The sequence below is a fragment of the Flagellimonas spongiicola genome, from assembly GCF_023502425.1.
Taxonomy (GTDB): Bacteria; Bacteroidota; Bacteroidia; order Flavobacteriales; family Flavobacteriaceae; genus Flagellimonas; species Flagellimonas spongiicola.
In genome coordinates this window covers 873,766-887,241 of sequence record NZ_JAMFMA010000002.1, presented here as the reverse complement: position 1 = coordinate 887,241, position 13,476 = coordinate 873,766, and the positions used below count along the sequence as shown (strand labels likewise).

14 protein-coding genes are annotated in these 13,476 nt (G+C 39.8%); 5 read left to right on the top strand and 9 right to left on the bottom strand.

Annotation, left to right across the window (positions count from 1 at the left end):
• Positions 1-41 precede the first annotated feature (41 nt).
• From M3P19_RS10225 to M3P19_RS10210, 4 genes are read left to right on the top strand one after another with little or no spacing between them, the layout of a single operon-like run.
• Positions 42-1,163: a CNNM domain-containing protein gene (locus tag M3P19_RS10225; protein WP_249657568.1), complete on the top strand. Its 1,122-nt coding sequence runs from the start codon at positions 42-44 to the stop codon at positions 1,161-1,163.
• Positions 1,163-1,633: a methylated-DNA--[protein]-cysteine S-methyltransferase gene (locus M3P19_RS10220; RefSeq protein ID WP_249657567.1), complete on the top strand. Its 471-nt coding sequence runs from the start codon at positions 1,163-1,165 to the stop codon at positions 1,631-1,633. The genes M3P19_RS10225 and M3P19_RS10220 overlap by 1 nt, the downstream gene beginning before the upstream one ends.
• 9 nt (positions 1,634-1,642) lie before the next feature.
• Complete coding sequence (locus M3P19_RS10215; protein WP_249657566.1) at positions 1,643-2,356, top strand: 3'-5' exonuclease; 714 nt, start codon at positions 1,643-1,645, stop codon at positions 2,354-2,356.
• Positions 2,353-2,721, top strand: a complete 369-nt coding sequence (locus M3P19_RS10210) for a VOC family protein (RefSeq protein WP_249657565.1) — start codon at positions 2,353-2,355, stop codon at positions 2,719-2,721. The genes M3P19_RS10215 and M3P19_RS10210 overlap by 4 nt, the downstream gene beginning before the upstream one ends.
• Positions 2,722-2,818: 97 nt before the next feature.
• On the opposite strand, the gene M3P19_RS10205 is transcribed toward M3P19_RS10210, so the two are convergent.
• Positions 2,819-5,014 carry a S8 family serine peptidase gene (locus tag M3P19_RS10205; protein WP_249657564.1) on the bottom strand — a complete coding sequence of 732 codons (2,196 nt, stop codon included), beginning with the start codon at positions 5,012-5,014 and terminating at the stop codon, positions 2,819-2,821.
• Positions 5,015-5,171: 157 nt separating this feature from the next.
• Positions 5,172-6,119, bottom strand: a complete 948-nt coding sequence (locus tag M3P19_RS10200; protein ID WP_249657563.1) for an endonuclease/exonuclease/phosphatase family protein — start codon at positions 6,117-6,119, stop codon at positions 5,172-5,174.
• Between the two features lie 91 nt (positions 6,120-6,210).
• Here M3P19_RS10200 and hflX point away from each other — a divergent pair, with 91 nt between their 5' ends.
• Positions 6,211-7,422, top strand: coding sequence for a GTPase HflX (gene hflX / locus M3P19_RS10195; RefSeq protein ID WP_249657562.1), 1,212 nt, complete (start codon positions 6,211-6,213; stop codon positions 7,420-7,422).
• A 272-nt stretch (positions 7,423-7,694) separates the two neighbouring features.
• On the opposite strand, the gene M3P19_RS10190 is transcribed toward hflX, so the two are convergent.
• The 7 genes from M3P19_RS10190 to sufC all read right to left on the bottom strand — a co-directional run bounded on the left by M3P19_RS10190 (position 7,695) and on the right by sufC (position 13,423).
• A complete protein-coding gene (locus M3P19_RS10190) occupies positions 7,695-8,624 on the bottom strand; it encodes a DUF3078 domain-containing protein (protein ID WP_249657561.1) in 930 nt (309 codons plus the stop codon).
• A gap of 76 nt (positions 8,625-8,700) precedes the next feature.
• On the bottom strand, positions 8,701-9,204 hold the full coding sequence (locus tag M3P19_RS10185; protein WP_249657560.1) for a DUF2480 family protein: 504 nt from the start codon (positions 9,202-9,204) through the stop codon (positions 8,701-8,703).
• Positions 9,205-9,213: 9 nt separating this feature from the next.
• On the bottom strand, positions 9,214-9,543 hold the full coding sequence (locus tag M3P19_RS10180) for a DUF59 domain-containing protein (protein ID WP_249657559.1): 330 nt from the start codon (positions 9,541-9,543) through the stop codon (positions 9,214-9,216).
• 6 nt (positions 9,544-9,549) lie between these two features.
• The gene (locus tag M3P19_RS10175) at positions 9,550-9,972 is read right to left on the bottom strand and encodes a SufE family protein (RefSeq protein ID WP_249657558.1); all 423 of its coding nucleotides are present in this window, start codon (positions 9,970-9,972) and stop codon (positions 9,550-9,552) included.
• A gap of 72 nt (positions 9,973-10,044) precedes the next feature.
• A complete protein-coding gene (locus M3P19_RS10170; RefSeq protein WP_283777930.1) occupies positions 10,045-11,271 on the bottom strand; it encodes an aminotransferase class V-fold PLP-dependent enzyme in 1,227 nt (408 codons plus the stop codon).
• Positions 11,272-11,274: 3 nt separating this feature from the next.
• Positions 11,275-12,591: a Fe-S cluster assembly protein SufD gene (gene sufD, locus M3P19_RS10165; protein ID WP_249657557.1), complete on the bottom strand. Its 1,317-nt coding sequence runs from the start codon at positions 12,589-12,591 to the stop codon at positions 11,275-11,277.
• Between the two features lie 79 nt (positions 12,592-12,670).
• Positions 12,671-13,423: a Fe-S cluster assembly ATPase SufC gene (gene sufC / locus M3P19_RS10160; protein ID WP_249657556.1), complete on the bottom strand. Its 753-nt coding sequence runs from the start codon at positions 13,421-13,423 to the stop codon at positions 12,671-12,673.
• Positions 13,424-13,476 lie beyond the last annotated feature (53 nt).

Sequence of the window (13,476 nt, the reverse complement as noted above, 5' to 3'; positions counted from 1 at the left end):
TTCATTCCTATTAATTACCTTAGTAGCAACAGTTAAGACCTATGGGATTACTCCTCTTTTACGCCTTTGTTTCTATATTTTTTTCTTTTTTGTGTTCAATTCTAGAAGCTGTACTTCTGAGTATTACACCAACATTTGTCAATCTCAAAAAACAGGAAGGCAAGGAATATGCAGCGCAGTTGGAAGAGTTGAAAAAAGATGTGGACAAACCGCTGATTGCCATCTTGACCCTTAATACCATAGCACATACAGTTGGCGCTATTTTAGTAGGTGTAGAGGCAAAAGTGGCCTACGCCAACTTGTACGGTAGCACCCCAAGAAAGTTGTTTGGATTTGAATTTACCGAAGATTTAATGGTGGGCGTTGTTTCCACAATAATGACCATCTTGATTCTTGTTGCATCTGAAATTATCCCGAAAACCATTGGCGCAACGTATTGGAAACGCCTTGCCAATTTTACAGCCAAATCACTCCGTATCATGGTATTCTTGTTGAAATGGACAGGATTATTATGGTTATTGCAACTTTTCACCAAGTTAATAGGCAAAAAAGGACACCATGGAAGTGTTCTGAGCAGGGAAGATTTTACCGCCATGACAGATATTGCCCATGAAGAAGGCGTCTTTCAGGAATCGGAATCAAAAGTGATTAAAAACCTACTTAAGTTCGATGAAATTCTAGCCAAGGATGTCATGACGCCTAGGACGGTGATGAAGGTTGCCTCCGAGGATACTACCATCAAGGAGTTTTTTGAAGCGAATAGACCATTGCGCTTTTCTAGAATACCATTATATAAAGATAGAATGGACAATATAACCGGTTTCTTTCTTAAAGATGAATTATTGGAAGCTATCATCAATAAAAAAGGAAACGAAAAACTTTCTATTATCAAGCGGGAGTTGTTAGTGACCAATCGAAATAAACCAATCCCAGAGCTTTTCGAAAAATTTGTGGAACAAAAAGAGCACATTTCCCTTGTGGTTGACGAGTATGGATCCGTAAGTGGTTTGGTATCCCAAGAAGATGTGATAGAAACTTTACTTGGATTGGAAATTATGGACGAAAGTGACAACGTGGAAGACCTTCAAGTCTTGGCTAGACGCAATTGGGAGGCTAGAGCCAAGCGTTTAGGAATTATTGAAGATTCAAATGAAGTAAACTAATGGAAGTTGCTTATTTACAGACACCTATTGGAATTTCCGAATTTAAAGGTGATGTAAATGGACTTGTTTCTGCACGAGTTTTGGATTACGATGTACCAATAGGTATAATTCCTGAAGTTTTAGAAGATGCCATTTACCAATTCAGGGAATATTTTGAAGGGACACGCAAAAGTTTTAACTTAAAACTAAATCCTGAAGGAACCGATTTCCAGAAAAAGGTATGGGATTTACTGCAAGAGATCCCCTACGGAAAAACAATTTCGTATCTTGAGCTTTCAAAGCGTTTAGGCGACCCCAAAGCCATACGGGCAGTAGCAGCTGCCAACGGCAAAAACCCACTCTGGATTGTAATCCCATGTCATAGGGTCATTGGCAGCAATGGTGACCTAACAGGATATGCTGGTGGATTACATCGCAAAAAATGGCTTTTGGAACATGAGGGTCCTGTAAAGCAGATGACCCTTTTTTAATACAACACCATGCTTTATAAACTTAACCTGGAACATGTCCTTTTTTTGGACATTGAAACCGCTCCCCAACATCCCGATTTCGCAAACTTGGATGCGACTGTACAAGAATTATGGACACAAAAGACACAATACCAAAGAAAAGATGAATTTACGCCAGAAGAATTTTACGAGCGTGCAGGCATTTGGGCCGAATTTGGCAAAATTGTCTGTATTTCGGTGGGATACTTCGTTTTAAAAGGAGATACACGAAACTTTAGAGTCACTTCTTTTTATGGCACTGAAGAGGAACTTTTAAAATCCTTTAAATCTTTATTACTCGAACATTTCAATCAGACCAAACACCTGCTATGTGCGCATAACGGTAAGGAATTTGATTTTCCCTACATAGCACGCAGAATGATTATCAACGGAATTAATTTACCTTATAAACTTGATTTGTTTGGCAAAAAACCCTGGGAAGTGCCTCATTTAGATACTATGGAATTATGGAAATTTGGCGATTACAAACATTTTACCTCACTTAAACTTCTGGCTCAGGTACTAGGTGTGCCTTCTCCAAAGGAAGATATGGATGGCAGTATGGTAAGAGACGTCTTTTATCTGGAAAAAGACATTGATCGGATTGTGTCCTATTGCGAATTAGATGTGATTACCACCGCCCAAGTGTTGCTTAGACTACGAAATGAAGTATTGTTAACCGATAGCGAAATCAAACACATATGAATGTGAAAACCGAATTTCTAAACACCGTTCCTGTGATGCCATCGCAAAATATTGAACGGGATATTGCGTGGTACCAACAACAGATGGGATTTGCTGTAACCTCTTATGATAAAATGTACGCATGTTTGGCAAGAGAAAACTTGGAAATCCATTTACAATGGCATGCTGATACTAAAGAAGATCCATTGTTAGGTGGTTCGGTAATTAAACTATTTGTGCAAAACATCGAGCCTATTTTTGAGGAATTTGTGGCAAGAGGTACGGTCAGCAAAAGTAAGCTGCGCCTTAAAACTCCTTGGAACACCAATGAATTTGGGTTTTACGATCTAAATAAGAACGCCATATTTATTGTTGAAGATGCGTAACAAAAAATCCAATACGCTGCGCAGAACTAGTTGGGTAGCGTTATCAGAAGATACGACATCCGATTTTTGTGGCATAGAATAAAACATTTGTTAGCAGTTAACTTTTATAAAACTTAGTGCTTTTAATGCCCGCATGATCTTGCACTACCAAAACATATAATCCAGAAGAAAGACAGCTTACATCAATTGGGCCTCGGGCATTTCCTTTTTTGATAATATTCCCTGAGGTGGTTACCACTGAATACACGGCATCTTCGGAAAGTTTCGCGTCTACGGTAATGCGATCAACTGCAGGGTTCGGGTAAATTGAAATTTCAAAGGTTTCACCATGTGCCAATACTTCATATTCCAAAACCGTTGATTCTTCAGCTTTAAATTCAAATTGAATCGTGTCCGAAAATTCCGAAACTGCTTGTTCTGTACAAATCGCCCTTATTCTGACCTCGTAAATTTGACCCAAGGATAAATCAGCTATTGATACTTCATTATTCCATGTCAGTTGGCTCGTCCACTCAGCCTCATTAAACGCCTTATACTGCAATTCATATAACGTTTCATCTGTGCTATCCCAGTTTACTTTTACTCCATTTGTATCAGCAGCTACCATATCCAATCCCTTAGGAATTTCAACACTGCAGTTAGAAGCTTTTACGCCAGACAATATCAATGAAAAATCTTGATAGCCGTTCGTCAATGCACCCTTGTGGGAAATTGTGATTTCATAGCTGCCTTCTGCATTCGGTATTTCAATGCGTTCATAAGGATCTACACGATTATCTCCTTGAATAGCTGCATCTGATGCCCGAACTGGATTTAGCTTCCACGGAAAATAGGTGGTTCCATTTTGTGTGATTCGGATATCCAAATCGTTCGTCAAAGCCGCTGTACCATCATTCAATTCGCCACGGTTGATGGCTGTTCCCTCAGGATCCGTCCATGAAATGGAAGCATACAAAGTCTCTCCCGGCAATGCATCTATTGTCAAAGTAAAGGTTTCCTGATCTGCAAGTTGTTCTTCCGCTATCAAACTGCTGTAATCTCGTTCTTGAAGGAGTTCTGCTGCTGATTTGGCATTCATAACACCCCATCCCATTTTGTAATCTGGGCCTTTCTCTGCAACATCATCGGCGGTATGCAAAGCCAATCCCTTTAAGGTGGCCGCCTTCATAAAGTTCCCGTAAAGTTCGTCATGATATTGTTGAAGCAACAGTAAGGACCCCGTAACGCCTGGGGCAGCCATAGATGTGCCAAAAGATGATTGATAGCTCTTATCATGATCAGAAGAAGTTGATAAAATGGACGAGCCATCTCCAGCCAAATCGGGCTTGATTCTTCCGTCATCCACGGGCCCTAGGCTACTATACGCAGCAACTTCTGCTTTCTTCAGTTCGCCTTTCTTACCAATTTCGGTATAGGCCCCGGCCACGGTAAGTCCGTTTTTGGAGGTGGAAAATCCCAATAATAAATCAAAGCCATCAGGAGTTTTGCCATAAATAGGACTTTCATTATCCATGGATTGCTGCGAATTGCCCGCGGCAGTTACCATCAAATAATAGGGTGCATTGTACATGATCTTATCCCAATCTTGTGAGACTCGGATATACGCCCCAAAATACCAATCCGGAACACGATCCGATTTAATTCCGTAAGAATGATTGCTTAACAACAAACCGTTGGCCGCTGCTTCAGCAACTTCAATTTTATCCCGTGTCCAGTTATGTGTTATCGCGTTAGCAGCATAGGCTACGCCTTGTGCTTGGGCTTTTATCCCTGTTGAGACCAGGTTTCCGGTAACCAAGGTGCCATGAGCATCTATTTCATCGGAGCCATCTCCATTTTTCACCCTATCTCCAAACTCTTGATGCGTTGTAAGGGCAACACCTGCATCCCAAACACCAACGGTCATGCCATCACCATCCAATCCCAGATCCAAAAGTCCATTGGTATAAAGTGTGTGCGCCCTTGAAGTTTGCTCGGAAGGGTCATTGAATGTAGTGTAAAACAATGGCGTTCCATCGGTACCCAGATCATTAAGTGAGACAACTGTACCGTCTTTTTCCTTTGTGGCATATTTCCAGTTCTTGGAAACCAAAAGATTCTTTATGTTGGATTGTTTGTTTTTGTGTTCTTGCTTAAGCTGTACAATGAATTCTGAAAGTGTGACTGAATTTGTACTGGAACGAATAATTGCCTTCTGGCCTTCGGTTTGACCGTAGGTGAAAATCACGTTCAATAGGAAGAAAATTGCGGAAGAAAAAAGTCCTGTTGCCCAAGTAGGTTTTTTGCAGTCCATAGATTTATATAAGTAGGATTTGGACTACAAACATAGTAGAGGACACAAAAATATCGATGTAAATACCTTTTATTTCGATGAACTACACGGCTTTTTAATTTAGTGTGTTGTGAAAGTCTAAAAAGCTGTGGTGTAGTACTTTTCTCTCTTTTGAATATTACCTATTCTCCCTTAAAACAATGTAGACCGGAAAATGGTCGCTATAACCGCCTAGGTATTTTTTACCCACAAAAGTCCGAAAGGGGTTGCCTTTGTATTTCCCCTTCCATTCTTTTAAGAACTTAGGAGCAAAGATTTTTGCCTTTTTAAAGCTATGGGTACCCTTCTCAAAATTTAAAAAGCTATGCGAGATGATAATCTGATCGAATAAACTCCATTGTCCTTTGTAATTGGCACTTCCTGATTTTGGTGACAATAACTGCTGCATAGGATTTACAAATTGTTCTGAAGCCATAATTCTTTGGATACTTTCGGAATTTGGATCATCATTAAAGTCCCCCATAACAATACAATTAGGGTTCTCTTCTGGTAAGGTTTCAATTTTTGCCAAAACGGTTTCCGCAGCTTTTATTCTTTTATGTTTGGTTTCATCTGATCCATCCCTTCGCGAAGGCCAATGATTAACAAACACATGTATTTCTTCTTGGTGCAACTTACCATGTACATATAGAATATCCCTAGTATAATCGCGGTCACCATTGCCATTGGTCAACATTAGCGGTATGGTCTCGGCATCCAATACTTCAAAATGGGATTTATGGTAAATCAAGGCCGTATCTATACCCCTTTCATCTGGCGATTCAAAATGTACATAGTCATAGTTTACTTCCTCAAGTGATTTCGTATGGAGAATACTGTCCAATGCCAATTCATTTTCCACTTCTGCAACTCCAACCAGCACGGGTACTTCGGAGCTATATTCACCACCGATTAAGGAAATGGTTCGAGCAAGTTTCTTGGATTTTTTCCGAAACCGTGATTCACTCCATTCTTTTCTACCTGATGGTGTAAAATCATCATCCAATGTGTGTGGGTCATCATGCGTATCAAAAAAGTTTTCCAAATTATAGAATGCGATGACAAAGTTGTTTTCCTTATGCTTCAAAATATGCGACTTAAATAGGAGGAGTATTCTATTATACAAAGTACAAAACAGCTTTCAAAACATTGATTAGATTTGCACTTTAATTGATTTCATGCTAGAGAAAAAGACCATAGATTACGAAAAGGCGGTGTTGATAGGAGTCGTAAACAAGGAACAGAACGAAACCAAGGTTAAAGAATATCTTGACGAGCTGGAATTCTTGACCTATACAGCTGGTGGAGAAGTCACTAAACGATTTACACAGCGTATAGACATGCCCAACCCCAAGACTTATATTGGAAGTGGTAAAATGGAAGAAGTACAACAGTATGTAAAGGAACATCAAATTGGTTCCGTAATCTTTGATGATGAACTCTCCCCAGCCCAACAAAACAATATTGAGAAAATCTTGAAATGCAAGATCCTTGATCGAACAAGTTTGATCTTGGACATCTTTGCACAACGTGCTAAGACAAGTTATGCGCGGACCCAAGTTGAGTTGGCCCAATATGAATACTTACTCCCACGGTTAACAGGTTTATGGACCCACTTGGAAAGACAACGAGGTGGTATAGGAATGCGTGGTCCTGGGGAAACTGAAATTGAAACAGATAGACGTATCGTTCGAGATCGAATTGCCTTGCTCAAAAAGAAACTTACCAAGATTGACCGACAAATGGAAACCCAACGTGGAAACAGAGGAGCATTGGTTCGGGTAGCCTTGGTAGGTTATACCAATGTAGGCAAATCAACCTTGATGAACGTGATTAGCAAGAGTGATGTGTTTGCCGAGAACAAATTGTTTGCGACATTGGATACTACTGTGCGTAAAGTGGTGATTGGCAACCTTCCATTCTTATTAAGTGACACCGTCGGCTTCATTAGAAAACTGCCTACACAACTAGTAGAAAGTTTCAAAAGCACCTTGGATGAGGTACGGGAAGCAGATCTATTGCTGCATGTTGTTGACATATCCCATCCAAATTTTGAAGAACATATTGATTCTGTCTATAAAATCTTGGATGAAATAAAAAGTGCCGATAAAAAAACCATTATGGTCTTTAATAAAATAGATCAATACCAGGCCGAACATTTGGATGAAGATGATTTGGTTACCGAACGGACCAGTGCACATTTCACCATTGAAGAATGGAAAAAAACCTGGTACAGTAGGATAGGAGATCGCGCATTGTTCATCTCAGCTTTGAACAAGGAAAACCTAGATGAATTCCGCAAACGAGTCTACAACGAGGTACGGGACATCCATGTGACCAGATTCCCATATAACAACTTTTTGTACCCAGAACATCTAGATCAATACTAATTTTACACTAGATGATTTGCACACTTCTTCGACGAAGTGTAACGGGGTATATTTTCCACCACAACTTTTTAGTTGTTCACAACAAAAGTTTAGGGACAAACCACAGAAAAATTACTTTCATAATGTTTTTAAGTGTTAGTGTTACAACTGGGTCTACCATAAACCTAACCTACTTAGACCTTGGCTTAAAAACACCCCAATTTTGTAAAATAACCCCATAGAAAAGCCCTCAATTGTGAGGGCTTTTTTGTTTATTAAATTAGTCTCTTAACTTAGAACGAATAGCTCAGCCCTAATGTCCAATAGGTCTGCAGTTCATTGTCTATGGAATCGAATGTAGCTGTTGGATCTGGTGTTGGCGCATTGTTAACAAGGTAATTCAGGGTTTCCTGCTTGTTGCTGCGCAATCCAAAATCAAAACCAACTCCAATCATTTTCCATAAGGTATAGGCAAAAGAGTTCGTCCATGTCCAATTACTTAAATCCCCACTTTTATAACTCTGAAAAGTTGAGAAATTGGTTTTAAAACTAACAGCGCCAATCTTTTTGGTATAGTCGGCCACGATTTTTGCTCCCAAGGATGAATCAAAAATGGCATCAGCATCGCTAAACACAAAATTATAATTCAAGGGATGTATGACCACTACCAAATCAGCAACTGGTGTCCAGGTAGCACCGACACCTAAATCCAAGTAACCAGGATCATTAAAATTACTAAGAAGGGTAGTTCGGTACTCTCCCATTCCTGAAATCGCAAATTTGTCGGTCAGCTTTCTTCCATAAAGTGATGAGATATTGAACACATCCGTGGATTCTCTAAAGCCATCGTCATCTGTAGCATCGTCCTTATCATCCAATTTTACCCAATTGAGATTTACATTGACTGCATTTCGCCAAAAGAACTTTTCTTCTTGTTGGTTTGCAAAAGCGTTAACGGTAAAACCAATGGTTCCAGAATTGTTATTAGGAATTCCTTGGGCAAACCAGTTGTTGAAGCCGGACAAAGAACCCCCTATGGTGCCAAATGCCCCAATCTTCCAACCGGGCAATGCATCCAATTGAGCTTGCAGCGCATCTACCCGACCCTGGATGGCAGCAATGGAGTCTTTCTTTGGGCCCATCTCCGCCTTTATTTCATCAGCAGTTTGGGCATGTAAAAAAGTCATAGCAAAAACAGCAATTGCTGTAATGGTTTTTTTCATAGTTGTATGGAGTTTAATGCTTAGACCCACAAAATTAGGAAATGTCACTTGGATCCAATAAAATTTGCGTAAGAAACTACCTTCTTTTATAAAGTGGAACGGCAGAACATGCCTCACCATACATTACACTTTTCGCCACCTTTTGGATAAGACCCATGGCCATGATGTAAGCATTTTCAGGAACTGGCTTATTGGAACAACCTTTAATAATAATTGGTTTGTCTTCAAAAGGGCTCAAATCCAGTTGAGAAAGTTGATTTTGGTACAATGCAGTCTCCAATGTTTCCAGATTTCCTGCAACTACTCTTTTGGCATATGGAGCAAGCTTGGAACCCACCAACATAAATGCCCAACCCGGCACTATGGCATCAGTGGAACAAGTCATTGCAACATAAGCGTCTTGATATTGCGACCAATCCACTTCGTCTAGTTGCGTTCTAAATTCTTTTTCTCGAAGAATAATCCCCTCGAATAACCAGTCCTTAATATCAACCACGGCTCTTTGGCCTTCTTGGTACAAATCCTCGAGGTCAAATGTTATTAGTTTGCTCTCCGCTACACGGTTTCTAATTTCAGACATCTTTCAAGATTACAAAAACCCAAGCTCCAATTTCGCTTCCTCGCTCATTAACTCCTGAGTCCATGGCGGATCAAAGGTAATTTCCACCTCCACGTCATTAAGAACATCCAAGGATTTTACTTTTTCCTCTACTTCCACAGGCAGGGTTTCTGCAACCGGACAATTAGGCGTGGTCAATGTCATCAATATCTTTACGTCATATTCCTCATTCACAAAAACATCATATATCAGTCCCAATTCGTAAATATCCACTGGTATTTCTGGATCATATATAGTTTTGAGCACACCTACGATTTTCTCGCCTAACTCTTGTGTATCTATGATGGTATCTTCACTCATTTTCTCCTAATTTAACTGCGTTTGATAAGCCACTGCATACAGTTTTATCTGCTTGACCATACTTACCAGACCATTGGCCCTTGTTGGAGACAAATGTTCCTTCAAGCCTATTTCATCAATAAATTCTGTATTGGCATCAATGATATCCTGTGGTTTTTGATTGCTAAAAGCCCTTATCAGAATAGCAATGATTCCCTTAGTAATTATTGCATCACTATCCGCTGTAAAAACCAATTTATCTTCATCCAATTCAGCATGTACCCATACCTTGCTCTGACAGCCCTTAATGATATTGTCATCCGTTTTATATTGCTCTTCTATCAATGGTAGGGACTTGCCAAGTTCTATCATGTATTCATAGCGTTGCATCCAATCATCAAACATGGAAAACTCATCAACAATCTCGTCTTGAATCTCTGTTATGGTCATCTCTAAATTTTGTTCAAAAATACGATTAGGAAGCGCTCCCGTCAAACCTTTAAGATAAAGATAACGTGTTGACTAAGCTAACATTTGCTTGGCTTTCTTTACGCCTTCAACAAGAACATCTATTTCCTCCTCAGTGTTGTAAAAGCTAAAACTAGCCCTTACCGTTCCAGGTATTTTATAGAAGTCCATAATGGGTTGGGCGCAATGATGACCCGTACGTACTGCTATTCCCAATTTGTCTAGAATGGTCCCAATATCATAAGGATGAATTCCTTCAATATTGAAAGATATCACAGAGGTTTTATTATCTGCCGTGCCATAAATCTTCAAGCCTTCAATAGCCAACAATTGTTCTGTTGCATAGGATATCAGGTTGTCTTCATAATTTGCAATGGCTTCCATTCCAATTTCATTCAAGTAATCCAAGGCAGTTCCAAATGCTATTCCTCCGCATATGTTTGGCGTTCCGGCTTCAAATTTATGTGGAAGGTCGGCGTAAGTGGTTTTTTCAAAAGTCACTTCAGCAATCATTTCCCCTCCTCCTTGATAGGGTGGCAATTTTGTCAACCATTCTTCTTTTCCGTACAAGATGCCTACGCCCGTGGGTCCACACATTTTGTGTGCCGAGACTGTATAAAAATCCACATCCAATTCTTGCAGATCCGCTTTCATATGCGGCGCAGCTTGTGCACCATCTATCAAAACTGCAGCGCCTACAGCATGAGCCGCTGAAATGATTTCTTCAATTGGGTTAATAGTACCTAAAGCATTGGATACATGATTGCAAAAGACCATTCTGGTCTGTTCGGACAATAAAGCCCTAAAAGCATCCATCTCCAGCTCACCTTTGTGGTCCATAGGTATCACCTTCAAAACAGCTCCTGTACGTTCACAAAGCATTTGCCAGGGAACTATATTTGAATGGTGCTCCATTGCCGACACCAGTATCTCGTCACCTTCCTTCAATAATGAGGTAAAACCATTTGCGACTAAATTAATACTATGCGTAGTGCCCGAAGTAAATATAACCTCATGGGATTTGGCAATATTAAAGTGCTTTTGAATTTTCTCGCGCGCAATTTCATAAGCATCTGTGGCTTCTTGCGATAGCGTGTGTACCCCACGATGGATATTTGCATTGTAACCGTGATAATAGCTAACAATACTATCTATTACTTGTTGAGGTGTTTGTGAAGTTGCGGCGTTGTCCAAATAAACCAATGGTCTGCCATTGACTTCCCTTGAAAGTATGGGAAAATCCTTCCGAATTTTCTGTATGTCCAATTTGGTTTGAATCATAGCCTAAAGGTCAAATCCAACTCGGACACCCAACGTATTGGCAATAATCTTATTGATGCGCTTTTTAAGCTCTGGAATACGAACACTTTCCAACACATTGTTTGCAAATGCATACATCAACAAAGCCGTAGCCTCTTTTTTAGGGATACCACGAGACTGAAGATAGAATAAGGCATCTTCATCCAATTGCCCAATAGTGCATCCATGAGAACACTTCACATCATCCGCGAAGATTTCCAATTGTGGCTTTGTATTGATGGTGGCCTTATCACTTAAAAGGATGTTATTGTTCTGCTGAAATGCGTTGGTCTTTTGGGCAATCTGATCAACAATGATCTTTCCATTGAATACCCCTGTTGATTTATCGCCAAAGATTCCTTTATAATCTTGATGACTTTCGCAATTTGGTTGGGCATGATGTACCAAGGTATGGTGATCTACGTGTTGCTTGTCGCCTAATATCGTAATTCCTTTGAGGACCGAATCCATGTGTTCGCCATTCTGATAAAAATTCAGGTTATTGCGAATCAGCTTCCCGCCAAACGAAAAGGTATGTACACGTACCACGCTATTGTCTTTTTGCGCGATATATGTGTTATCCACCAAAGAGGCCGTTTTAGCATCATTTTGAACTTTGTAATAGTCCACATTGGCGTCCTTGGCTGCAAAAATTTCCGTGACACAATTGGTAAACACTTCGTTTTCCGTCAAACTTTGATGGCGCTCAATTATTTGAACTTCAGCATTCTCCTCCGCAATGATCAAATTTCTTGGTTGAAGCATCAGTGCCGCCTCATTACCTGTAGAAAAATGAACAATTTGAATTGGCTTTTTAGGAACCTTTCCTTTTGGTATATAGATGTAAGCACCTTCTCTGCTAAAGGCTGTATTCAAGGTGGTCAAGGATTCATCTCTGGAGGCTACTTGATTGAAATAAACATCGATAACTTGCTTGTACTGCGGTTTGGTCAAAGCCGCACTTAATAAGCAAACATCCACTCCATCATGCGTGGTTTCTGAAAGATAAGAACTGTAAACCCCATCGATGAACACAATTTTATAGGTGTCTATTTCATGCAGGAAATACTTCTTTACGTTTTTATATTCTAAGGTGTTCTCCTGTTTTGGAAAGATGCTGAAATCCACTTTTTGAAGACTGTTCAAGGATGTGTATTTCCATGCCTCCTCCTTTTTTGTTGGAAAGCCCTTGACCTCAAAATTCTTGATTGCCTCTGAACGAACTTCGTGGACGGGATTATCCAAATCCACATTGTTTTCAAAAGCTATGAATGAAGAAAGTAGTTTATCTTTTAAATCCATTTTTCATTGTTCAGTTATCAGCTTCCAGTTGTCAGTTGCCAGTTTCCTGAGAACCGATGTTCGAAATCTGAAATCTTTTTTATACTACCGTCTCTTGTTTTATCCAGTCGTATCCTTTGTCTTCTAATTCCAAAGCCAATTCCTTGGTGCCCGATTTAACAATTTTACCATCGTGAAGTACATGTACAAAATCTGGAACGATATACTCCAATAATCTTTGGTAGTGCGTGATAACAATAATGGCATTGTCCTTACTTCTTAGCTTATTGACACCATTGGCAACAATTCGCAAGGCATCAATATCCAAGCCTGAATCGGTCTCATCCAAAATGGCCAATTTGGGTTCCATCATCGCCATCTGGAAAATTTCATTTCGCTTTTTCTCCCCTCCTGAAAAACCTTCATTAAGTGAACGGGACAAAAACTTGCGGTCAATTTCCAACATTTCGGATTTCTCACGAATCAATTTCAACATTTGATTGGCAGGCATATCATCCAAACCTCTAGCTTTTCTGGATTCGTTGATTGCCGTTTTCATGAAGTTGGTCACTGAAACTCCTGGTATTTCAACTGGGTATTGAAATGAAAGGAAAATACCTTTATGTGCACGCTCTTCAGGTGCCAATTCTTCCAAATCCTCACCGTTCAAGGAAATTGAACCTTTTTCTACCTCAAATTCTTCTTTCCCAGCAATTACAGATGCTAATGTGCTTTTTCCAGAACCATTTGGACCCATAATTGCATGAACCTCCCCTGGTTTAACCTCAAGGTTGATGCCCTTAAGGATATCCTTTTCTTCTACGCTAGCGTGTAAATTCTTTATTTCTAACATTGCTTATGCTTGAATCTTCTATTTTAAACTAATGATCAAATAACATTAAACGG

What these genes read in the sequence shown, in the direction of transcription:
- M3P19_RS10190 (WP_249657561.1), bottom strand. Translation starts at nt 8,624, where the DNA reads ATGAAAAAAACCATTACAGCAATTGCTGTTTTTGCTATGACTTTTTTA.
- M3P19_RS10185 (WP_249657560.1), bottom strand. Translation starts at nt 9,204, where the DNA reads ATGTCTGAAATTAGAAACCGTGTAGCGGAGAGCAAACTAATAACATTT.
- M3P19_RS10205 (WP_249657564.1), bottom strand. Translation starts at nt 5,014, where the DNA reads ATGGACTGCAAAAAACCTACTTGGGCAACAGGACTTTTTTCTTCCGCA.
- M3P19_RS10215 (WP_249657566.1), top strand. Translation starts at nt 1,643, where the DNA reads ATGCTTTATAAACTTAACCTGGAACATGTCCTTTTTTTGGACATTGAA.
- M3P19_RS10225 (WP_249657568.1), top strand. Translation starts at nt 42, where the DNA reads ATGGGATTACTCCTCTTTTACGCCTTTGTTTCTATATTTTTTTCTTTT.
- M3P19_RS10170 (WP_283777930.1), bottom strand. Translation starts at nt 11,271, where the DNA reads ATGATTCAAACCAAATTGGACATACAGAAAATTCGGAAGGATTTTCCC.
- M3P19_RS10210 (WP_249657565.1), top strand. Translation starts at nt 2,353, where the DNA reads ATGAATGTGAAAACCGAATTTCTAAACACCGTTCCTGTGATGCCATCG.
- M3P19_RS10220 (WP_249657567.1), top strand. Translation starts at nt 1,163, where the DNA reads ATGGAAGTTGCTTATTTACAGACACCTATTGGAATTTCCGAATTTAAA.
- sufC (WP_249657556.1), bottom strand. Translation starts at nt 13,423, where the DNA reads ATGTTAGAAATAAAGAATTTACACGCTAGCGTAGAAGAAAAGGATATC.
- M3P19_RS10175 (WP_249657558.1), bottom strand. Translation starts at nt 9,972, where the DNA reads ATGACCATAACAGAGATTCAAGACGAGATTGTTGATGAGTTTTCCATG.
- M3P19_RS10180 (WP_249657559.1), bottom strand. Translation starts at nt 9,543, where the DNA reads ATGAGTGAAGATACCATCATAGATACACAAGAGTTAGGCGAGAAAATC.
- sufD (WP_249657557.1), bottom strand. Translation starts at nt 12,591, where the DNA reads ATGGATTTAAAAGATAAACTACTTTCTTCATTCATAGCTTTTGAAAAC.
- hflX (WP_249657562.1), top strand. Translation starts at nt 6,211, where the DNA reads ATGCTAGAGAAAAAGACCATAGATTACGAAAAGGCGGTGTTGATAGGA.